Origin of the sequence: Microtetraspora sp. NBRC 13810, assembly GCF_030268685.1 — a bacterium.
Taxonomy (GTDB): Bacteria; Actinomycetota; Actinomycetes; order Streptosporangiales; family Streptosporangiaceae; genus BSRQ01.
This window is the reverse complement of record NZ_BSRQ01000025.1, coordinates 47034-67841: the sequence shown is the minus strand read 5'-3', so window position 1 is coordinate 67841 and position 20808 is coordinate 47034. Positions and strand designations below refer to the sequence as shown.

The 20808-nt window shown below is 73.7% G+C and carries 21 protein-coding genes and 1 riboswitch; of the genes, 7 read left to right on the top strand and 14 right to left on the bottom strand.

What is annotated here, in order from left to right:
• Positions 1-28 precede the first annotated feature (28 nt).
• Genes thiE through QSK26_RS35630 form a run of 3 tightly spaced genes read right to left on the bottom strand, consistent with a single transcriptional unit; the run spans position 29 to position 2274 of the window.
• Entirely contained in the window at positions 29-670 is a 642-nt protein-coding gene (gene thiE, locus QSK26_RS35640; protein ID WP_285779747.1) for a thiamine phosphate synthase, read from the bottom strand.
• Positions 660-1034 carry an Rv2175c family DNA-binding protein gene (locus QSK26_RS35635; RefSeq protein WP_285779746.1) on the bottom strand — a complete coding sequence of 125 codons (375 nt, stop codon included), beginning with the start codon at positions 1032-1034 and terminating at the stop codon, positions 660-662. The genes thiE and QSK26_RS35635 overlap by 11 nt, the downstream gene beginning before the upstream one ends.
• Before the next feature lie 52 nt (positions 1035-1086).
• Entirely contained in the window at positions 1087-2274 is a 1188-nt protein-coding gene (locus tag QSK26_RS35630; RefSeq protein ID WP_285779745.1) for an NAD(P)/FAD-dependent oxidoreductase, read from the bottom strand.
• Between the two features lie 129 nt (positions 2275-2403).
• Positions 2404-2519, top strand: a riboswitch (TPP riboswitch).
• Here QSK26_RS35630 and QSK26_RS35625 point away from each other — a divergent pair.
• The 4 genes from QSK26_RS35625 to pknB all read left to right on the top strand — a co-directional run bounded on the left by QSK26_RS35625 (position 2511) and on the right by pknB (position 6837).
• The gene (locus QSK26_RS35625) at positions 2511-3827 is read left to right on the top strand and encodes an FAD-dependent oxidoreductase (RefSeq protein ID WP_285779744.1); all 1317 of its coding nucleotides are present in this window, start codon (positions 2511-2513) and stop codon (positions 3825-3827) included. It overlaps the preceding riboswitch by 9 nt.
• The gene (gene thiS / locus QSK26_RS35620) at positions 3824-4027 is read left to right on the top strand and encodes a sulfur carrier protein ThiS (RefSeq protein ID WP_502888787.1); all 204 of its coding nucleotides are present in this window, start codon (positions 3824-3826) and stop codon (positions 4025-4027) included. The genes QSK26_RS35625 and thiS overlap by 4 nt, the downstream gene beginning before the upstream one ends.
• Positions 4024-4794, top strand: a complete 771-nt coding sequence (locus QSK26_RS35615; RefSeq protein ID WP_502888786.1) for a thiazole synthase — start codon at positions 4024-4026, stop codon at positions 4792-4794. Before thiS ends, QSK26_RS35615 begins: the two co-directional genes overlap by 4 nt.
• An 87-nt stretch (positions 4795-4881) precedes the next feature.
• The gene (pknB, locus tag QSK26_RS35610) at positions 4882-6837 is read left to right on the top strand and encodes a Stk1 family PASTA domain-containing Ser/Thr kinase (protein ID WP_285779742.1); all 1956 of its coding nucleotides are present in this window, start codon (positions 4882-4884) and stop codon (positions 6835-6837) included.
• A gap of 76 nt (positions 6838-6913) precedes the next feature.
• Here pknB and alc read toward each other — a convergent pair whose 3' ends face one another.
• From alc to uraD, 9 genes are all read right to left on the bottom strand, one after another.
• Positions 6914-7882, bottom strand: a complete 969-nt coding sequence (gene alc, locus QSK26_RS35605) for an allantoicase (protein ID WP_285779741.1) — start codon at positions 7880-7882, stop codon at positions 6914-6916.
• Positions 7879-9174: an allantoinase AllB gene (gene allB, locus QSK26_RS35600; RefSeq protein WP_285779740.1), complete on the bottom strand. Its 1296-nt coding sequence runs from the start codon at positions 9172-9174 to the stop codon at positions 7879-7881. The genes alc and allB overlap by 4 nt, the downstream gene beginning before the upstream one ends.
• Positions 9175-9189: 15 nt before the next feature.
• Positions 9190-10458, bottom strand: a complete 1269-nt coding sequence (locus QSK26_RS35595) for a glycerate kinase (RefSeq protein WP_285779739.1) — start codon at positions 10456-10458, stop codon at positions 9190-9192.
• A gap of 197 nt (positions 10459-10655) precedes the next feature.
• Complete coding sequence (locus tag QSK26_RS35590; protein ID WP_285779738.1) at positions 10656-12017, bottom strand: 8-oxoguanine deaminase; 1362 nt, start codon at positions 12015-12017, stop codon at positions 10656-10658.
• Complete coding sequence (locus QSK26_RS35585; RefSeq protein ID WP_285779737.1) at positions 12014-12487, bottom strand: (2Fe-2S)-binding protein; 474 nt, start codon at positions 12485-12487, stop codon at positions 12014-12016. The genes QSK26_RS35590 and QSK26_RS35585 overlap by 4 nt, the downstream gene beginning before the upstream one ends.
• A complete protein-coding gene (locus QSK26_RS35580; RefSeq protein ID WP_285779736.1) occupies positions 12478-13353 on the bottom strand; it encodes an FAD binding domain-containing protein in 876 nt (291 codons plus the stop codon). The genes QSK26_RS35585 and QSK26_RS35580 overlap by 10 nt, the downstream gene beginning before the upstream one ends.
• Positions 13354-13355: 2 nt before the next feature.
• Positions 13356-14255, bottom strand: coding sequence for a factor-independent urate hydroxylase (pucL, locus tag QSK26_RS35575; RefSeq protein WP_285779735.1), 900 nt, complete (start codon positions 14253-14255; stop codon positions 13356-13358).
• A 3-nt stretch (positions 14256-14258) separates the two neighbouring features.
• Entirely contained in the window at positions 14259-14570 is a 312-nt protein-coding gene (uraH, locus tag QSK26_RS35570) for a hydroxyisourate hydrolase (protein ID WP_285779734.1), read from the bottom strand.
• Entirely contained in the window at positions 14567-15100 is a 534-nt protein-coding gene (gene uraD / locus QSK26_RS35565) for a 2-oxo-4-hydroxy-4-carboxy-5-ureidoimidazoline decarboxylase (RefSeq protein ID WP_285779733.1), read from the bottom strand. The genes uraH and uraD overlap by 4 nt, the downstream gene beginning before the upstream one ends.
• Positions 15101-15257: 157 nt before the next feature.
• Between uraD and QSK26_RS35560 the strand changes: the two genes are divergently transcribed.
• A complete protein-coding gene (locus QSK26_RS35560; RefSeq protein ID WP_285779732.1) occupies positions 15258-16097 on the top strand; it encodes a deoxyribonuclease IV in 840 nt (279 codons plus the stop codon).
• Between the two features lie 844 nt (positions 16098-16941).
• On the opposite strand, the gene QSK26_RS35555 is transcribed toward QSK26_RS35560, so the two are convergent.
• Together QSK26_RS35555 and QSK26_RS35550 are read right to left on the bottom strand one after the other, a co-directional pair.
• The gene (locus QSK26_RS35555) at positions 16942-17688 is read right to left on the bottom strand and encodes a LytR/AlgR family response regulator transcription factor (RefSeq protein ID WP_285779731.1); all 747 of its coding nucleotides are present in this window, start codon (positions 17686-17688) and stop codon (positions 16942-16944) included.
• Positions 17689-17773: 85 nt separating this feature from the next.
• Positions 17774-18385 carry a molybdopterin-dependent oxidoreductase gene (locus tag QSK26_RS35550; RefSeq protein ID WP_285779730.1) on the bottom strand — a complete coding sequence of 204 codons (612 nt, stop codon included), beginning with the start codon at positions 18383-18385 and terminating at the stop codon, positions 17774-17776.
• 295 nt (positions 18386-18680) lie between these two features.
• Between QSK26_RS35550 and aroF the strand changes: the two genes are divergently transcribed.
• Complete coding sequence (gene aroF, locus QSK26_RS35545) at positions 18681-19721, top strand: 3-deoxy-7-phosphoheptulonate synthase (RefSeq protein ID WP_285779729.1); 1041 nt, start codon at positions 18681-18683, stop codon at positions 19719-19721.
• A gap of 172 nt (positions 19722-19893) precedes the next feature.
• The gene (locus QSK26_RS35540) at positions 19894-20808 is read left to right on the top strand and encodes an SDR family oxidoreductase (RefSeq protein ID WP_285779728.1); all 915 of its coding nucleotides are present in this window, start codon (positions 19894-19896) and stop codon (positions 20806-20808) included.

Genomic DNA, 20808 nt, shown 5'->3' with positions numbered 1-20808 from the left:
TCAACCGGCTCCGGTCGACCGGCTGCGGTCAGCCGGCCGCGGCGAGGCGCCGGGCGAACTCGGCGGCGGCCGCGTGCGGGTCGGGCGCGTCGGTGATGGCCCGGACCACGACGACGCGGCGCACGCCGTAGGACAGGACCTCGTCGAGGTTGGCGAGGTCGATGCCGCCGATACCGAACCACGGCCGGTCGGTGTCCAGGGCCGCCGCGTGCTTCAGCAGCTCGGGGCCGGGCGCGTGGCGGCCCGGCTTGGTCGGCGTGGGCCAGACGGGGCCGCAGCAGAAGTAGTCGACGCCGTCCTCGCCGGCCGCCGCCGTCGCCTCCTGGGCGGAGTGCGTGGAGCGGCCGATGAGCACGTCGGGACCGAGGATGGCGCGGGCCACCGGCACCGGCAGGTCGTCCTGGCCGAGGTGCAGCACGTCCGGCCCGGCGGCGTAGGCCACGTCGGCCCGGTCGTTGACGGCCAGGAGGGCGCCGTGCCGGTCGCAGGCCGCCCGGAACACCTCAAGCAGGGCGATCTCCTCGCTCGCCTCCAGCCCCTTCTCCCGGAGCTGCACGATGTCCACGCCGCCCGCGAGCACGGCGTCGAGGAACTCGGGCAGGTCTCCGCGGTCGCGGCGGCCGTCGGTGCAGAGGTAGAGCCGGGCGTCTTCCAGGCGGTCAGAACGCAAGGGCCTGCGCCCGGCGCTTGACCTCGGTGTGCCGGCCCGCGGCGATCGCGTGGACCGGCGCGCCGGGCAGCGAGTCGTCCGGCGTGAACAGCCAGCGCAACGCCTCGGCGTCGTCGTATCCGGCGTCGCCGAGCACGGTCAGCGTGCCGGGAAGCCCCTTGAGCACGTCGTCCGCGCCGAGGAAGGCGGCGGGCACCTGCGGCTCCCCGCCCTCGCGGCGAACCCCGATGAGTCTGCGGTCCTTCAGCAGCTGCTTGGCCCGCCCGGTGCTCATGCCGAGTCTGCGGGCCACCTCCGACAATGTGAGCCACTCGCCCACGAGCTCGTCGGTCTGCCGGTCGATCTGTGCAACAGAAAGCGTCACGAATCCACCACTACCACGCCTGGCCACTCACCAAACACCCTCAAGGCCCGGATCAGGCCGCCGAACTGTCGCGCAACGTTATCGCAGGGTCCTTCAGACGTTCCACATCGAGCCTTTGACCGCGCTCGACCATTCGCCGCCCCTGCACCAGGTCACGCGGCCAGTCGACGGTGAGGATGGCGGTGAGCCGGTCGTCGCCGGTGAGCCAGCAGGCCGACCACCGTTTGTCACCGGTGGGGTCGCCGCGCAGCACGCAGCGCGCTCCCGCGTGGTAGCCGGTGTGGTACCCGGCGTACTGCACCATGCGCCCGAACTGCTCGGACCAGAAGTAGGGCACCGGGTCGTAGACCGCGTCCTCGCCGAGGAGGGTGGCGGCGGCGACGTCGGGGGCGCCGAGCGCGGTGTCCCAGTGCTCGACCCGCAGCCGCCTGCCGTACCTGCGCGACCACCAGGCGGCGCAGTCGCCCACCGCGACGACGCCGGGCATCGAGGTGCGCAGGTGCTCGTCGGTGACGACGCCGTTGTCGAGCCGGACGCCGGAGCCGGCCAGCCAGCCGACGGCGGGGCGCACGCCGACGCCGGTGACGACGACGTCGGCCTCGACGAAGTCGCCGTCGGCGAGCGTCAGGCCGCCCTGGTCGACGGAGGCGACCAGCCTGGACAGCAGGAGGCGGACGCCGGCCTGTTCGTACCAGGGAACGGTGTAGGCGCCGATGGCGTGGCCGAGGGCCATGCCGAGCGGGGTCTCGTCGGCCTCGACGACCGTCACCTCGCAGCCCGCCTTGCGCGCGGCGGTGGCGACCTCCGCGCCGATCCAGCCTGCGCCGACCACGGCGACGTGGGCGCCGGGCACGAGTCTCCCGCGCAGCTCCAGGGCGTCGTCGATGGTGCGCAGCACGTGCTGCCTGCCGTCGCCGCGCAGCCTCACCGGCGCGGCGCCGGTGGCGATGACCAGCCCGTCGTACGGGATCTCGCCCTCGGTGGTCTCCAGGACGCCCTCGCGCAGCCCCTTGGCCACCACGCCCAGGCGCCGCTGGACCTCCATGGCGTCGAGGTCGGAGTCGACGTAGGTCGAGTCGGTCTCGCCGGTCAGCACCGCCTTGGACAGGGGTGGCCGGTCATAGGGGCGATGCGGCTCCTCGCCCACCAGGGTGATCTCGCCGTCGAAGCCGTGGGCTCGAAGAGCCTCTACGCTGCGCACGCCGGCGAGGCCGGCTCCCACCACCACGACATGATTCACATCTCACGACTCTAAGTCGACAGGACAAGGGAGCGCCAATGGCGTCTTCATAACGAACACGCTAATTCATGTGCACATTGGGCGCGGAACCCTGTGCGAAGCCCCTTCCGGCGACCCTTATGGTTAAAGGCGTACACGCACGGGAGTCCGGACGAACCGGGCTGAGAGGAGGGCTGTCACGGCCCTCGACCGTACCAGGACCTGATCCGGATCATGCCGGCGAAGGGAGCGCGGGAATGGGCATCTCGCAGGGTGTTCCGGCCGAGGGGCCGGGCGCCCGGGCATTCGACGCCGTCATCGTGGGCGGCGGGATCATCGGGCTGAGCGTCGCGTGGCGGGCCTCGCTGCGCGGCCTGGACGTGGCCGTCGCCGATCCGGCGCCGGGGTCGGGCGCCTCGCACGCGGCGGCCGGCATGCTCGCGCCGGTGAGCGAGGTCTCCTACACCGAGGAGCCGCTGCTGCGGCTGGGGCTCGCGTCGCTGGCCAGGTGGCCGGCGTTCGCGGCCGAGCTGGAGGAGGCGGCCGGGCGGGACGTGGACCTGCGCGGCGAGGGCACCCTGGACGTGGCCTTCGGCGCCGACGACATGGCGGCGCTGGGCGAGCTGGCCGCCTTCATGGACAAGCTGGGGCTTCCGGTGGAGCGGCTCACCGGCCGCGAGGCGCGCCGGCTGGAGCCGATGCTCGCGCCGTCCGTGCGCGGCGGCCTGCTCGCCGGCGGCGACTCGTGGGTGGACCCGCGCCGGGTCACCGCGGCCCTGCTCGCCGCGCTCGCCGCCCGCGGCGTCCCGCTGCTGCGCGAGCGCGTCACCGGCCTCGACGTGACCGGCGGCGAGGTCCGCGGCGTACGGCTGGCGCCGCCGTCCTCCTCCGCGGGACCCGGCTCCGGGCTGCGGCGGACCCCCGCCGGCCTGACCGGCGGTACGGGAGACCCGTGGGCGGCGGCGGAAACGGCCCTGGGCGGCCCTCACGGCGACGCTGGCGGCCTCCCGGCGGGTCCCGGGACTGCGGAGAGGGTGGTGCGGGCACGGCGGGTCGTGGTGGCCCTGGGGGCGTGGGCCGGCGTGCTGGCCGGGGTGCCGCCCGAGCTCGTGCCGCCGGTGCGGCCGGTCAAGGGCCAGATCATGCGGCTGCGCTCCGCCGAGCCGTTGCTCGGCCGGTGCGTGCGGGGCAGCGTGCACGGGTCGTCGGTCTACCTGGTGCCGCGCCGCGACGGCGAGCTCGTCGTCGGCGCGACGCAGGAGGAGCTCGGGTTCGACGACCGGGTCACCGCGGGCGCGGTGTGGGAGCTGCTGCGCGACGCGCGGGAGCTGGTCCCCGGCGTCACCGAGCTGGAGGTGGCCGACGTGGTGGCGGGCCTGCGCCCGGGCACCCCCGACAACCTGCCGCTGATCGGCCCCACCGCGCTTCCCGGACTGCACCTGGCCACCGGCCACCACCGGGGCGGCGTGCTGCTCGCCCCGCTCACCGCCGAGCTGGTCGCGGGCACGCTGGCCGGCGACGGCCCGGAGATCCCCCCGGCCTGCTCCCCCACTCGCTTCGAGGACATCGCATGATGAACGTGATCATCAACGGCACGCCGTACGACCTGCCCGACGGGACCACCGTGGCGCAGGCCGTGGCGAGGCTGACGACGGCGACCACCGGTGTGGCGGTGGCCGTCAACGAGGAGGTCGTGACCCGGGGCTCGTGGGACTCCACGCGGCTGACCGAGCGCGACCGGGTCGAGGTGCTGACGGCGGTTCAGGGAGGATGAGCACGATGACGGAAGACGCCTTGGTGATCGCGGGTCAGAAGTTCGCGTCCCGGCTCATCATGGGGACCGGCGGCGCCCCGTCGCTGGAGGTGCTGGACCAGGCGCTCGCCGCGTCCGGCACCGAGCTGACCACGGTCGCCATGCGCAGGCTCGACCCGGCTCAGCGCGGGTCGGTGCTCGACGTGCTGCGGGCGCGGAACATACAGGTGCTGCCGAACACCGCGGGCTGCTACACCGCGGGCGAGGCGGTGCTGACCGCGCGGCTGGCCAGGGAGGCGCTGGGGACCGACTGGGTCAAGCTGGAGGTGATCTCCGACGAGCGCACCCTGCTGCCCGACCCGATCGAGACCTTCGACGCGGCCGAGCGGCTGGTCGCCGACGGGTTCGTCGTGCTGCCCTACATCGGTGACGACCCGGCGCTGGCCAGGCGGCTGGAGCAGGCGGGGTGCGCGGCCGTGATGCCGCTGGGCGCCCCGATCGGCTCCGGCCTCGGCATCCGCAACCCGCACAACATCGAGCTCATCGTCGAGGCCGCCCAGGTCCCGGTGATCCTCGACGCGGGCATCGGCACGGCGAGCGACGCCGCGCTGGCGATGGAGCTGGGCTGCGACGCGGTGCTGCTGGCCAGCGCCGTGACCCGGGCGCAGCGGCCGGACCTGATGGCCGCGGCGATGCGGTCGGCGGTCGAGGCGGGACGGCAGGCCAGACAGGCCGGGCGCATCCCGCGCAGACGGTACGCCGAGGCGTCCTCGCCCCTTACCCCGTAGCTCCTTTACCGTTTCGAGGAGAACGGGTCGGCATCGGTTAGGACGTGTCGGCCTTGTCGGTGGCAAATCGCCCCTAAAATCAGGCGGGTGGACACGACGGTTGCGGACCCTCTCGTCGGGCGACTTCTCGACGGGCGCTATCGCGTCGAGTCCCGGATAGCCAGGGGCGGCATGGCGACGGTTTACCTCGCCCTTGACATCCGGCTCGACCGCACGGTCGCCCTGAAGATCATGCACCAGTCCCTCGCCGAGGACCCGGCCTTCGTGCGCCGGTTCATCGGCGAGGCCAAGTCGGTGGCGAGCCTCTCTCACCCCAACGTCGTGCAGGTCTTCGACCAGGGCACCGACGGCGACATCGTCTATCTGTCGATGGAGTACGTCCCCGGCCGGACGTTGCGCGACGTTCTGCGCGAGCGGGGCAGGCTCGCCCCGCGCGAGGCGCTGGAGACGCTGATCCCGGTGCTCGCCGCGCTGGGCGCCGCCCACCAGACCGGCATGGTGCACCGTGACGTGAAGCCTGAGAACGTGCTGATCGCCGACGACGGCCGGATCAAGGTCGTGGACTTCGGGCTGGCCCGCGCCGTGGAGGCGAGCAACCAGACCCGTACCGGGGTCATGATCGGCACGATCGGCTACATGTCGCCCGAGCAGGTGACCGCGGGCAGCGCCGACGCCCGCAGCGACGTCTACGCCGCGGGCGTCATGCTGTTCGAGCTGGTCACCGGGCGCCAGCCGTACGAGGGCCAGAGCCCGATGGCGATCGCCTACAAGCACGTGCACGACACGGTGCCGGCGCCCTCGTCGCTGCTGCCAGGGTCGCCGCCGCTGCTGGACACGCTGGTGGCCTCGGCCACCGGGCGCGAGCCTGACACCCGGCCGGCCGACGCGACGGCGCTGCTGGTCGCGGCCGTGGAGGCGCACCGGATGCTGCCCAGGGACAGCATGCCGCCCACCACGGTCTCCCCGGTGCCGCCCGCCTACGACTTCCCCTCCCCGGGGCACACCCTCATCCAGCCGCGCGCCGACGTCCCCACCGGGGTGCCGGCCGGTCCGACCGGCACCCCGATCGCCACGCCGATCGGCGACGCCCCCGGGCACGGCCGCCGGCGGCGCGGGCCGCGGGCCGTCCACTTCCTGGTGGCGCTGGCGGCGGTGATGGCCGTGGCCGTGGGCGTGACCGCGTGGTTCTTCTCCCAGACGCGGTACGAGAAGATCCCCGAGCTGGCCGGCAAGAACCTCACGGTGGCCAAGGCGCAGGCCGAGGGGCGCGGCTTCGTGGTCGTGATCGGCGAGGCCGTCAACGACGACAAGGTGCCCAAGGACAACGTGCTGCGCACCGATCCGGCCTCCGGCTCCGAGGTGGAGTACGGGTCCAAGCTCACGATCGTCCCGTCGCTCGGCCCTAAGACGGTCACCGTGCCCAACCTGGAGGGCCTGACCGACAACGGCGCCAAGGAGCGGCTCGGTGAGCTCGGCCTGAAGGTGGACGAGGTCACCCGGGTGGCCAACAACACGGTGCAGCGCGGGCTGGTGCTGCGCACGAGCCCGCCGGCGGGGGACAACGTCAAGGTGGGCAGCAAGGTCGACCTGGTGCTGAGCGCCGGTCTGCTGATGCCGGACGTGATGGGCCTGGCCCGCGACCAGGCGCTGCCGTTCCTCCAGGAGCAGGGCTTCAACGTGCAGGTGACCGAGCAGGCCGACGACGCCCAGCCGTGCACGGTGATCGCGCAGGATCCCAAGGCCAAGGCCGAGGTGGACAAGGGCGCGGTGGTCAACCTCACCCTGTCGGCGTGCGCGCCGCCGCCCGGCGAGTGGCACTGGCCGTGGCAGAACAACGGTGAGAACGCCAACGAGGACACCTTCCACGTCGTCCCCAACGTGATGTTCAAGAACGTCAGGGACGCGCAGCAGGAGTTGCAGAACGCCGGGTTCCAGGTGAAGACCCGCAAGCTGATGGGCCGGGGCGGCGAGCGGGTCAGGGGCCAGCAGCCGCCGCCCACCAGCCAGGCTCCCCCCGGCACGCAGATCACGATCTGGCACTGACCGCGGCGGCCCGCCGTCGGTCCGGCCCCGTTCGGTCCGGCCCCGTTCGGTCCGGCCCCGTTCGGTCCGGCCGCGTTCAGTCCGGCAGGCCGTGCAGGCGCAGCCGGGCCAGGCCGCCGTCGGGGTGGATGTCCAGGCGCACGTGGGTGACCGGGCGTTCGCCGTCGAGGCGGAAGCGGTGCCGGGTGTCGGGCCGGAGCGCGGTGCGCGGCAGCAGCCCGAACCACGCGCCCGGGTCCTGCGGCGAGGCCGTGCGGGCGTCGATCCCGGACAGCGTGGCCGCGGCGGGGGCGTTGAAGATCAGGTTGGCGGTGTCCAGCTCGGCCACCCGGATGACGCCGGGGCAGGCCAGGCGTACGACCAGCCAGTCGTTGCCGCCGTCGCGCCGCCTGGCGGTCTCCCAGCCCTCCGCCTGGTGGCGGGCGAGGCCGGGGGCGATGACGTTGTTCGGCGAGGAGTAGAACTCGTCGGAGCACGCGGTCACCAGGGCGCCGTTCTCCAGGGCGGCCAGGTCGATGGTCAGGCCCTCCCAGAGGGTGAGGTCGGGCAGCACCTCGCCGTGCACGCGCAGCCTGGCCACCCCGCCGTCGGGGAAGATGTTGAGCCGTACGTGGGTGTACCGGCGTCCGTCGTGGACCTCGAAGGCGTGCTCGGCGTCTCCCTTGAGCGGCGACCTGGGCACGATCGGCGTCCACCCGGCGCGCAGCAGCTCCGCGGGGCCGGGGTGGCCGCCGGCCTCGCACGCCTCCACCGAGGCGTGCGGCGGATAGTTGCCCTTGAACCACGCGGTGTCCACGACGACGCCGCGCACGACGCCCGGCAGGCCCAGCCGGACGATCGCCCAGTCGTGGCCGGGTTCGCGGCGGCGGCGGGTCTCCCAGCCGTCGTACACCTGCCCCTTGGCGCCGAAGGTGTGCGGGCGGAACTCGGGGCGGCCGGGGCGGATGAGGTTCTCCCGCTCGGCGAAGGACTCGTCGTTGGCCGCGACGACCGCGCCGCCGTGCGAGCGCAGGGCCAGGTCGGGCAGCCGGGTGAAGTCGGTCACAGGAGCGCTCCCAGGGGCCGGTCCCCCGCGACCTCACCGCGCAGCCAGGTGGTGTGGACCACGCCGGTCAGCGTGCGGCCGTGATAGGGGGTGATCGGGTTGCGGTGGTGCAGGTCGGCGGCGCGGACGGTGAACTCCGCGTCCGGGTCGAAGGCGACCAGGTCGGCGTCGTTGCCGGGGGCGATGGCGCCCTTCCCGGTGAGCCCGGCGAGCGCCGCCGGGCGCTCGGCCATCCAGCGCACGACGTCGCCGAGGCCGTGCCCGCGCCGGGCGGCCTCGGTCCACACGGCGGGCAGGCCGAGTTGCAGCGAGGAGACGCCGCCCCAGGCCGCGGCGAAGTCGGGGACCTTGAGGTCGGCGGTGGACGGGGAGTGGTCGGAGACCACGCAGGACAGCACGCCGTCGGCCAGCCCCCGCCACAGCGCGTCCCGGTTGCCGCCCTCCCTGATCGGCGGGCAGCACTTGAACTCCGGGCCGCGCACCTCCTCGGCGGTGAGGGTGAGGTAGTGCGGGCAGGTCTCCGCGGTGATCCGCACCCCGTCCCTCCTGGCGGCGGCGAGCGGCTCCAGGCAGGACGCGGCGGACACGTGCAGGATGTGCGCGCGGGCTCCGGTGCCGCGCGCCGCCTCGACGACGGTCTCGACGGCGCGGCGCTCGGCCTCGCCCGGCCGTGAGGCCAGGAACTCGGGGTACGTCGGGCCGAGCGGCTCGGCTAGCAGCGCGGGGTCCTCGGCGTGCACGATCACCAGGCCGTCGAAGGCCGCCGCCTCGGCCAGCGCCGCGCGCAGCCCGTCGCCGCCGAGCGGCGGGAACTCCGGCACCCCCGAGGGCGAGAGGAAGCACTTGAACCCGCGCACCCCCGCCTCGTGCAGCGCGCGGAGCCGGCCGAGGTTGCCCGGCACCGCGCCGCCCCAGAAGGCCACGTCGACGTGGCACTGCCCGGCCGCCGCCGCCCGCTTGGCCGCCAGGGCGCCGGGGTCCACGGTCGGCGGCAGCGAGTTGAGCGGCATGTCGACGAGCGTGGTGATCCCGCCCGCGGCGGCGGCCCTGGTCGCCGTGGCGAACCCCTCCCAGTGGGTCCTGCCGGGCTCGTTGACGTGCACGTGCGTGTCCACGAGGCCGGGGAGGAGCGCCACGTCGCCGAGTTCCACGCGTTCCCCACCGGCCGGCGGGTCGTCGTACCCGGTCACCTCGGTGATCTTCCCGTCGCGCACGGCCACCGCCGCCGGGCGTTCGCCGCCGGGCAGCACCGCCCGCCGGGAACGCAGCACGAGGTCGGGACCGGGTGTCATGGGCGCTCCTCGTTCTCAGGTGAGCCAGGCGGCGAGCTTCTCGGCGGCGAGCCGCTGGAGAAGGGGGCCCGCCTGGGCGATGCAGCGGGCGGGGTCGGGTTCGAGGTCGGTCAGGGCGTAGGCGGCGCGGATGCCGGCGGCGTGCAGCGCGTCGTCGCCGAGTGCGCGCCGGCCGCAGACGGCGACCACGGGGACGCCGGCCGCGGCGGCCGCGGCGGCGACGCCCGCGGGGGCCTTGCCGCGCAGGGTCTGCTCGTCCAGCGCGCCCTCTCCGGTGACCACCAGTCGCGCGCCGGGCAGGTGGGCGGCGAAGCCGAGCAGGTCGAGCAGATACTCGATGCCGGGCCGCACCTCGGCCGCGAGGAAGGCCAGCGCGGCGAAGCCGACGCCGCCGGCGGCGCCCGCGCCCGGGTGCCCGGCCACGCCCATCTGGCGGACCACGCCGTCGTGCTCGGCGGCGCCCAGCACGCCGTGGGTGTGCGCGGCGACCGCGGCCAGCCGGGCGAGGCCGGCTTCGAGGACCCGTACGTCCTGCGGGGTGGCGCCCTTCTGCGGGCCGTAGACGGCGGCGGCGCCGTGCGGGCCGAGCAGCGGGTTGTCGACGTCGCTCGCGACGACGAACTCGACGCCGGTGACGTCGATCAGGCCGGAGGTGTCGATCGTGGCGAGCGCGCTCAGGCCGCCGCCGCCCGGGGGCAGTTCGACGCCGTCCGCGTCGAGGAACCGCACGCCGAGGGCCGCCATCATGCCGGTGCCGCCGTCGGTGCACGCGCTGCCGCCGAGGCCGAGGACGACACGCCTGGCGCCCCGCCGTACGGCGTCCGCGACGAGGTCGCCGGTGCCGCGGCTGGTGGCGGTGAGCGGGGCCAGCGCGACTCCTTCGTGTGCGGGGGCGGCGGCGCCCTCGCGGGAGGGAGCGACGGCGTCCCGCGCGGCGGGGGCCGTGGCGGAGTGCGCGGCGGGGAGCCGGCGCAGCCCCGACGCCTCGGCGAGTTCCACCACCGCCGTCGGGATCGGCGCGTCCTGGCCCTCCCACCCCGGGTGCCAGGCGTACGCGGCCTTGACCGGCTCCCCGACCGGCCCGGTGACCTCCACCTCGACCCGGGAGAACCCGCAGGCCACCACCGCGTCCACGGTGCCGTCGCCGCCGTCGGCGACCGGGAGGCGGATCGTGCGTACGGCGGCGCCGAGCCCGGCGGCCACCCGTTCGGCCACCTCCAAGGCGCTCAACGACCCCTTGAACTTGTCCGGGGCGATGATGATGTGACCCGACGTCTCAGACAAATCCTGCTCCCTGGAGGACAGTGGGCGGGCGCACGGCGCCACCCGGCGCGGCCGGGCGTGCGTACCGGCACCCGCGGAACCGGTCCTCCATCATCACATCCGCCCCCCGCCCACCCGGCACGCGCCCGCCGGTTCACCCGGCGCGAGGCTCGTCACAGAGCGGGGAGTCACAGGACATCGCGTCACAGGGCATCGCGTCACAGGTCATCGGCGGCGAGGGCCGTCAGGCGGCGGTGGGCCTCGGCGCCCGCGCGGGCGGCGGTGTCGTGCGGGACGGTGCGCAGCTCGCCGCCGGCGACCACGGTGTTCCCGCCGGTGAGCAGCAGGGCGAGCGGCGGCGTCTGGCCGTAGGCGAAGGCGACGACCGGGTCGTCGATCGCGGCGTGGAAGCCGTCGAGCCGCCAGACCGCGACGTCGGCGAGCTTGCCGGCCTCCAGCGAGCCGATCTCGGCCTCGCGGCCCAGGCAGGCGGCGCCGCCGATGGTCGCCATGGCGAGGGCCTCGCGGGCGGTCAGCGCGGCCGGGCCGTACCGCGCGCGCTGCATGAGCATGGCCATCCTGACCTCGCCGGCCAGCGGGGTCAGCTCGGCGGAGGCCGCGCCGTCCACGCCGAGGCCGACCGGCGCGCCCGCGCGGTGCAGTTCCGACACCCGGGCGACGCCCGCGCCCAGCCGGGCGTTGGAGGAGGGGCAGTGGGCGGTGCCGGTACGGCTGGCGGCGAAGCGGGCGATGTCCTCGTCGTGCAGGTGCACGCAGTGGGCCAGCCACACGTCGTCGCCCAGCCAGCCCGACCGCTCCAGATACTGCGCCGGGGTCATGCCGAACTGCTCGGCGCAGTGCTCCTCCTCGTCCAGCGTCTCGGCGAGATGGGTGTGCAGCCGGACGCCCTTGGCCCTGGCCAGCTCCGCCGAGGCGGTCATCAGGTCGGCCGAGACCGAGAACGGCGAGCAGGGCGCGACCGCGACCCTCAGCATCGAGGAGTACGACGGGTCGTGGTAGGCGTCGATCACCTCGGAGGTGTGGTCGAGGATGCGGTCGATCGACTCGACGACCCCGTCCGGCGGCAGCCCGCCCTGCGACTCGCCCCGGTCCATCGAGCCGCGCGCGGGATGGAACCGGACGCCCACGTCGCGGGCCGCCTCGATCTCGGCCGCGAACAGGTCGCCGCGCCCCTTGGGGAAGATGTAGTGGTGGTCGGTGGAGGTGGTGCAGCCCGACAGCGCCAGCCAGGCGAGGCCCGCGGTCGCCGCACCCTTGACCACGTCGGCGTCCATCGCGGCCCACGTCGGGTAGGACGCGACCAGCCAGGCGAAGAGCGTGCCGTCGGCCGCGACGCCCTGGGAGGCCCACTGGTAGAGGTGGTGGTGGGTGTTCACGAACCCGGGGGTGACCAGGCAGCCGTTGGCGTCGAACCGCTCGGCTTCCGGCGTGTACTCCTCCGGGGCCGGGCCCGCGCCCACGGCGGCGATCCGGTCCCCCGCCACGACCACGTGGCCGGACGGGATCTCCGGGCCGGTGACCGGGACTATGTAGGCGTTCTCGATGATCAGGTGTCTCACCGCGCCGCCGCCTTGCGCTCGGCGGCCAGCCGTACGGCGTCGAGGATCTTCTCGTAGCCGGTGCAGCGGCACAGGTTGCCGGCGAGGGCCTCGCGGATCTCGGCGTCGGACGGGTGGGTGACGCGTTCGAGCAGGTCGTGGGCCTGGACGAGCAGGCCGGGGGTGCAGAAGCCGCACTGGACGGCGCCGCACTCGACGAACGCCTCCTGCAACGGGTCCAGCCGGCCGGGCCCGCCCAGCCCTTCGACCGTGCGCACCTCGCGGCCCTCGGCCTGACCGGCGGCGACCAGGCAGGCGCACACCGGCGAACCGTCCAGGTAGACCGTGCACGAGCCGCACTCGCCCTGTTCGCAGGCGTTCTTGGCACCGGGCAGGCCGGCCCGCTCGCGCAGCACGTAGAGCAGGCTCTCGCCCTCCCAGACGTCGTCCACGGCCGTGGCCCGGCCGTTGACGGTGAAGTTCAGGCGCATCGTTCCGCCGCCTTCCTGTGATCGTTCCATGCCCAGGTCAGGGTGCGCCGGGCCAGCACCGACAGCGCGTGCCGCCGGTAGGCCGCCGTGCCCCGCACGTCGTCGATCGGCGCCGCCGCCGCGCCGACGAGTTCGCCGAACCGGGTGAGCAGCGCGGGGGCGAGCGGGGCCGTGCCCGCCCAGTCCAGCTCCGCGGCGAGGAACTCCTCCGCCGCGAGGGCGCGCAGCGGGACCGGCGCGGCCGAGCCGATGCCGGTGCCCGCCCGCCGCTCCGCCGGGTGCAGCGCCACGCAGAACGAGCAGACCGCGATCACCATCGCGTTGCGGGTGCCGACCTTGGAGAAGTACTGCGGCCCGCCCGCCACCGGCGTGACGAACGCCTTGATCAGCTCGTCCGGTTCCAGCGCGTTGCGTTTCACGCCCAGGTAGAACTCCTCCGCCGGGACGGCCCGCACCCCGCGGGCCGCGCTCTCCACCTCGATGACCGCCCCGCAGGCGAGCAGCGGCGGATGGCTGTCCCCCGCGGGCGAGGCGGCGCCCAGGTTGCCGCCGACCGTGCCGCGGTTGCGGATCTGCGGCGACCCCACCGTGCGCGCGGCCTGCGCGAGACCGGGCAGCCGGTCCGCCAGCTCGGAGATCACCCGCGCGTACGGCACGCCGGCCCCGACCCGCAGCCGCCCGTCCGGCTCGGCCGACCACCGCGCCAGCTCGGCGACCCTGGTCAGGTCGAGCAGCGCCGGGGGTCTGCGCACATCGAAGTTGATCTCCACCATGACGTCGGTGCCGCCCTGGATGGGCACGGCGCCGGGCAGTTCGGCCTTGGCGGCGAGCGCCTCGGCCCAGGTCTGCGGTCGCAGGAACTCCATGGTCACTCCCAGGCCCGGCCGGCGTCGGGGGCGTCGTCGTCGAGCACGTGGCCCTCGATGAGCCCGTAGGGACGGTCCGCGGCGTAGAACACCTCGTTGTCGTTGTCCAGCCCGAACGGGGACAGATCGACGGCGAAGTGGTGCTTGTTGGGCAGCGCCAGCCGTATCTCGCAGATCTCCGGGCGGGCTTCCAGCACCTGGCGGCCCATCGTGTAGAGGGTCTGCTGCAGGGACAGGCTGTGCGTCCGGGCGAACGCCTCCAGCAGGTGGCGGCGCACCTCGGCGTACGACACGGCGTACGACTCGGCGTACGGCTCGCCGGGCCCGCCCCGCGGGGGCACCGCCGTGTGCCGCCAGGCGGCCGTGACGGCGGTGGCGAGGACGCGGTCGGTGGCCGGTTTGAGCGTGGTGTACTCGTCCTGGGCGAACCCGTGGAACTCCGAGCCGGTGGAGTTGAGCACGACGAGGTCCTTCAGGCCGGAGACCACGCTCGCGGTGCCGTCGCGGTCGTGGTGCGCCACGCAGGTGCGGACCTCGCCGCCCGCCCGCACGAAGGAGTGCGGCGGGCCGTCCGGGATCCGGTTCCAGGAGTACTCCTCGATCTCGACCCTGGCGTGGTGGATCGCCGGCTGGGATCCGGTGAAGTGCCGGGCGAGCAGCAGCGCGAAGTCCTCGATCTCGCCGATGCCGTGCCGCCGCGCCATCGCGTAGACGGTGTTCTTCTGGCTGTCGGTGGGCAGCACGGCCGCGTTGTCCCCGGTGAGGTGGACATCCGTCATGGCGCCGGACAGCGCGATCGAGACGTTGCAGTCCTTGACGTGGTGCACGTCGCCGTCACGGGTGACGCGGACGACCCTGGTCTCCGCCTTGCCGTAACGGTTAGGTCCGAGAACGACGGCCACCTTCTAACTCCCTCGGTAGGTGGAGTACGCGTACGGGCTGAGCAGCAGCGGGACGTGGTAGTGCTCGTCCGGGTCCCCGACGGTGAAGCCGATCGTGACCTCGGGGTAGAACGTGTCGACGCCGCGGCCGGCGAAGTAGGCGCCGGTGCCGAAGACCAGCCGGTGCGGGCCGGCGCCGGGCCGCCAGCCCGACAGCCGGCCGTCGGCGTCGGTGCGCCCCTCGGCGATCACCCCGGCGGGGCCCTCCAGCCGTACGGCGACGCCGGCGGCGGGGCGGCCGGCGGAGGCGTCCAGCACGTGGGTGGACAGGCTCACGACGCCTCCCCGAGCAGCCTGGCGAGCCGCAGCCCGGTGATCCTGCCGAGCTCGCCGCGGACGACGTCGCGCTCGGTCTCCTCGTCGTTGCCCAGCCGGACCTCCAGGCGGTCCAGCATCTCGGCGGCGGACAGCCCCGTGGCGCAGACGAGGTAGACGTGCCCGAACCGCTCCTCGTAGGCGCGGTTGCCCTCGGCGAGCCGGTCGCGCACGTCCTGCCCCGCCCCGTCGACGCCCGACTGCTCGCGCCGCGACCAGGCCGCCTCCCGGCCCGCGCCGCCCGCCCGCTCGCCGATCCGCGGGTGGGCGCTCAGCGCCTCCAGCACCTGGTCCCAGCGCAGGCGCGCGACCGCGTCCCCGGCCGCCGTCGCGAGCGCGCCGCCGTCCGGGTACGGCCGGGCCGCGGCCACCTGTTCGGCGAAGGCCGGCGAGGCGCAGCAGGCGAGCAGTTCCGCCCGCGCGGCGTCGTCGCTGAGCGCGTTGAAGGCGGCGATCCCGTGCGACGGGGCGCCGGGTCGGACGTTCGGCATGTGACCCAGTAGACACACCGCTCCCCCGGCCGGGAAAGGGCAGGAACTCCGAACTCGGACCCCGCTTCGCCAGGGGTTTTCGTGGCATGCTCCAACCGCGCCCCGCCCGGCGCGGCGTCGGGGAATGTCCCCGGGAGACCCTAGACTGGCCCGCATCATGAGTGTTACCTCTCCCATCGGTGGGCACGTCATGGTCACCGGCGGCCTCGCCACCGGGGGCCTGAGATACGCGGCCGACATCGGCGCCGAGATGATCCAGGTGTTCGTGTCCAACCCGCGCGGCTGGGCGCTGAGCGCGGGCGACCCGGCGCAGGACGAGAGGCTCCGTGAGGCCGGCCTGCCGACCTTCGTGCACGCTTCCTACCTCGTCAACCTGGGCTCGCCCAACGCCGAGACGCTGGAGCGGTCGGTGGCCACCGTCCGGCACAACCTGCGGCGCGGCGCGGAGATCGGCGCCCGGGGCGTGGTCGTGCACACCGGCTCCGCGGTGAGCCAGTCGCGGGCCGACGCGCTGCGCCAGGTCCGCGAGCACCTGCTGCCGCTGCTCGACGAGATCCCCGAGGGCGGCCCCGACCTGCTGCTCGAGCCGATGGCCGGCCAGGGGCAGATGCTCTGCGCGACGGTCCAGGACCTCGGCCCCTACCTGGACGCGCTCGACTTCCACCCGCGGGCCGGCGTGTGCCTCGACACCTGCCACGCCTTCGCCGCGGGCCACGACCTCGCGGCGGAGGGCGGCGTCGCGGAGACGCTCGACGCGCTGCACGGGATCGCCCCCGGCCGGTTGAAGCTGATCCACGCCAACGACTCCAAGGACGCCTGCGGCTCCAAGCGAGACCACCACGAGAACATCGGGGCCGGCCACATCGGCGCGCAGCCCTTCGCCGACGTGATGCGCCATCCGGTCGCCGCCGGGATTCCCGTCTGCATCGAAACCCCCGGCAAAGTAGAGAGACACCGCGAGGACGTTGAACTGCTGAAGAAGCTCCGCGACTCCTGACCTTCCTCACCTGTCCGGCCCCGGTGATCCGCCCCGGGGCCCGGTGGCATGCGGTACGGCGGGCGGGCACGGACTCGCCGCCTACCGTTCGTCGCGCGTTCCCTACCGTTCGCCCGCCGGGCACTCTCCGCACATCGACAGCTACGCACCGTTGGACGCGCTGCCGCTAAACAGGGTTTCGCACCCAAGATCGTGACCGTAATGTTTCCGGCGTCGGAGCCAACGCCGCAGCACCGGAGGGGACATGGGTCGCGAGGCTCATAGGGGCCGGTGCGCGGAGACCAGGGTGACCTACCGGGTCACCTGGCCGTCGGGCCTTTTACCGGGGGGTAGGGCCCGACGGTTCCGGCGTGATGGGGGTGGCTCGCACGGTCTCGGAGCCCGACCGAGATCCGGCCCTACGGGGGCGGCCGGATCGCCGGGAGCGGGCCACCCCCATCACGCGGACGCCGATCCGGTCACACACTCCGCGCTCACGCCCCCCGCGCACACCCCCTCTCGACCACCTCCCGACCTGGTGTATGGGGAAAGACTCCCCCAGCACCGGCCGGCCGCGGCAGCCCCGCGACCTTCCGGAAGAGGCACTTCGGCCGCCGCACCGGGACGAGCAGTACCCCGCTCGCATATTGCTAGATCGGCTCTCTTACCGGCGGATACCGGACCCGCAAAGGGCGGCCTTCAGCCCCGCGCCGGGACCGGGAACACGGGGAAGACCTCCCGCGGGCCGATCATGGTGGCGTGACCGGCGGGGAGCATGCCGTTGCCCGCTCCCGTGTAGGCGTTCTTCATGGTCACGAAGTACTGCCGCACGCAATGCCGTCGGTCAAGGAGCGGACGGCGACGGTCAGGAGGTCGCCGGGACCGAGCGGGGGCGGCGGATCAGGTGCTCGCGGACCTGGCGGGTGTGCCGGCGGCTGACCGGCAGGGTCTCGGTGCCGACGCGGAGCAGGACGCGCCCGCCCTCGAAGCGCAGCTCGTTCACGTGCCGGGCGGCCACCAGGGTGCTGCGGTGCACCCGGATGAACCCGGAGCCGGCCCACCGGCGCTCCAGCGCGGCCAGCGACATGCGGACCAGGTAACTGCCCTCGCCGGTGTGCAGCCGCACGTAGTCGCCCTTCGCCTCGGCGTACCACACCGACCGCTGGGAGACGAAGCGGGTACGCCCGCCCAGCTCTACCGGGATGACGTCCTCCACCGGGGCGGCCGGCGCGCCGGTCGCCACCGCGTCGAGCCGCCGCACGGCCTCGGCCAGCCGATCGGCCCGCACCGGCTTGAGCAGGTAGTCGATCGCCTCCAGCTCGAACGCCTGGACCGCCCAGTCGTCGTGCGCGGTGACGAAGACCAGCTTGGGCGGAGCGGGGAAGCCGCCGACGAGGCGGGCCAGGTCGAGGCCGTCGAGACCGTGCATGCGGATGTCGAGGAAGACGCCGTCGAGCCGCTCCCCCGTGCCGATCATCGCCACCATGTCCTGCAGGGCGGACACCCCGTCGTTGGCGGTGGCGACGTGCTCGATCCTGGCGTCCTGACGCAGCAGAAAGGCCAGCTCCTCCAGAGCGGGCACCTCGTCGTCCACGGCCAGAACGCGCAGCATGCCTCCCACGGTGCCCTGCACTACCGCATCCCCGCAACCACATTGGACACGTGAGGTAAAGAAATGACTACAACGAGCTACCTCATCAGAGGGGACCTTCGCCGGGTTCCTCCTGGTACGAGTAGCGCTGCTCACGCCAGGGATCGGCGATGTTGTGGTAGCCGCGGTCCTCCCAGAAGCCGCGCCGGTCCTCGACCATGTACTCCACGGCCCGGACCCACTTCACGCTCTTCCAGGCGTAGAGGTGCGGCACCACGGCGCGCACCGGGAAGCCGCGCTCGGCGCTGATCGGCTTGTCGTCCAGCTCCATCGCGAGGAGGGAGCCGGTGAAGTCGCTCAGGCGCACGTTGGCGCTGTAGCCGTACTCGCCCCAGATCATCACGTGCCGCACGTCCGGAGCGGGCGGGGCGGCGGCGAGGATGACGGCGGCCGGGACGCCGCGCCAGTCGTTGCCCATGATCGAGAACTTGGTGACGCAGTGGAAGTCGGCGACCAGCGTCGCCCGCTCCAGCGCCGAGAACTCCGCCCAGCCGAACCGGTGCTCCGCGCCCGACGCCGTGGCGCCCTGCACCCGGAAGTCCCACGTCTCCGGCCGGAACGCCGGGACCCTCCCGTAGTGGATCACCGGGCGCCCGCGGGGGACGTACTGCCCCGGCGGCAGGCGGTTCTCCTCCCGCGCCGTCTCGGCTTCGCGCACCGTCCGCTCCCCTCGCCGGTCGGACCGCGTCGCGGGCCCGGACGCCATCCTGCCACCGTCTCGCGCATCATCCGGACCCGGGCACCATGTGGACCCGTCCGTCCCATGCGCTAGCATGGGCCCCGATGCGTACAGTGTTCTGGTTTTGGTATGGCGACGGACCCCTAGGTCGGACCGTTCGCCCCCAGATGCTGCGCTGACAGCCAGGCGATCGAGAAGGCCCCGGGTCCTGCGGACCCGGGGCCTTCTGCGTTTCCGCCCACCCATCCCGAACCGCACTCAAGGAGAACAGCTCATGGTCATCGTCTTGGGCCCAGAGGCCACCCAGGAGGACACCGAGTCCATAGTGGCGCTGGTCGCCGCGGCCGGCGGCGACGCGTTCGTCAGCCGCGGCGTCAGCCGCACGATCATCGGCCTGGTCGGCGACGTCGCGCAGTTCGGCACACTGAACCTGCGGGGCATGCCGGGAGTGGCCGACGTGATCCGGGTCTCCACCCCTTACAAGCTGGTGAGCAGGGAGAACCATCCGGTGCGGTCGACGGTCACGGTCGGCGGCGTGCCGATCGGCCCGGACACCGTGACGCTGATCGCCGGGCCGTGCGCGGTGGAGACGCCCGAGCAGACGCTGGAGGCGGCCCGGATGGCGCGGGCGGCCGGCGCGACCCTGCTGCGCGGCGGCGCCTTCAAGCCGCGTACCTCGCCGTACGCCTTCCAGGGGCTCGGTGAGGCCGGGCTGCGCATCCTGGCCGACGTGCGCGCCGAGACCGGGCTGCCGGTGGTCACCGAGGTGGTGGACGCGCACGACGTGGAACTCGTCGCGTCGTACGCGGACATGCTCCAGGTGGGCACCCGCAACGCGCAGAACTTCGCGTTGCTCCAGGCCGTCGGGGCGGTGGGCAAGCCGGTCATGCTCAAGCGGGGCATGAGCGCCACCATCGAGGAGTGGCTGATGGCGGCGGAGTACATCGCCCAGCGCGGCAACCTCGACATCGTGCTGTGCGAGCGCGGCATCCGCACGTTCGAGACCGCCACCCGCAACACGCTGGACATCTCGGCGGTGCCGGTCGCGCAGCGGCTGTCCCACCTCCCGGTGATCGTCGACCCGTCCCACTCCGGCGGCAGCAGGGATCTGGTGCTCCCGCTGTCCCGGGCCGCGCTCGCGGTCGGCGCCGACGGCGTCATCGTGGACGTGCACCCGCACCCCGAGCAGGCGCTCTGCGACGGCCCGCAGGCCCTCGTCGAGGACGACCTGCGGGAACTCACCGACGTCCTGACCCGCTTCCCCCCGCTCCTCGGCCGCACCACCGCCACCCTCCCCGAGCCCGCCACCGCCTGACCCGCCTGACCCGCCTGACCCGCCTGACCCACCTGACCGCCAACGCCTGACCGGCACCACCGGCATGACGACCGTCCGCGGAGAGGCCGCCTCCGCGGACGGTCGCGGGACAGACCCGGACGCCGGGAAAAGATGACAGCCGTTGTCGGGTATCGCCGTTAGCTTCTGGTGCATGAGTGAAACGTCGAAGGGCAAGGTGGCGCTGGTCGCCGGGGGTACCCGGGGCGCCGGGCGGGGCATCGCGGTCGAGCTGGGCGCGGCGGGCGCGACGGTCTACGTCACCGGACGCAGCACCGCGGGGCGGCGCTCGGAGATCGACCGGCCCGAGACCATCGAGGAGACCGCCGAGCTCGTCACCGCGGCGGGCGGTCACGGCATCGCGGTCCAGGTGGACCATCTGGACCCCGGCCAGGTGCGGGCGCTCGTGGAGCGCGTCGAACGCGAGCAAGGACGCCTGGACGTGCTGGTCAACAACATCTGGGGCGGTGAGCTGCTGTTCAGCTGGGACAAGACCCTGTGGGAGCACTCCCTGGACAAGGGCCTGCGGATCCTGCGCCTGGCGATCGACACGCACATCATCACCAGCCACCACGCCCTGCCGCTGCTGCTGAGGAACCCGGGCGGCCTCGTCGTCGAGATGACCGACGGCACCGCCGAGTACAACGCCGCCAACTACCGCATCTCCTTCTTCTACGACCTGGCCAAGACGTCGGTGATCCGGATGGCCTTCGCCCAGGCCGAGGAGCTCGGCCCGCGCGGGGCGACCGCCGTGGCGCTGACGCCCGGCTGGATGCGCTCGGAGATCATGCTGGAGCACTTCGGCGTCACCGAGGCCGGCTGGCGCGACGCGCTGGAGCGGGAACCGCATTTCGCCATCTCCGAGACCACCCGCTTCGTCGGCCGGGCGGTCGCGGCGCTCGCCGGCGACCCTGACGTCGCCCGCTGGAACGGCCGGTCGCTGTCCAGCGGGCAACTCGCCCAGGTCTACGGCTTCACCGACCTGGACGGCAGCCGGCCCGACGCCTGGCGCTACGTAACCGAGGTCCAGGACGCCGGCAAGCCCGCCGACACCACCGGCTACCGCTGA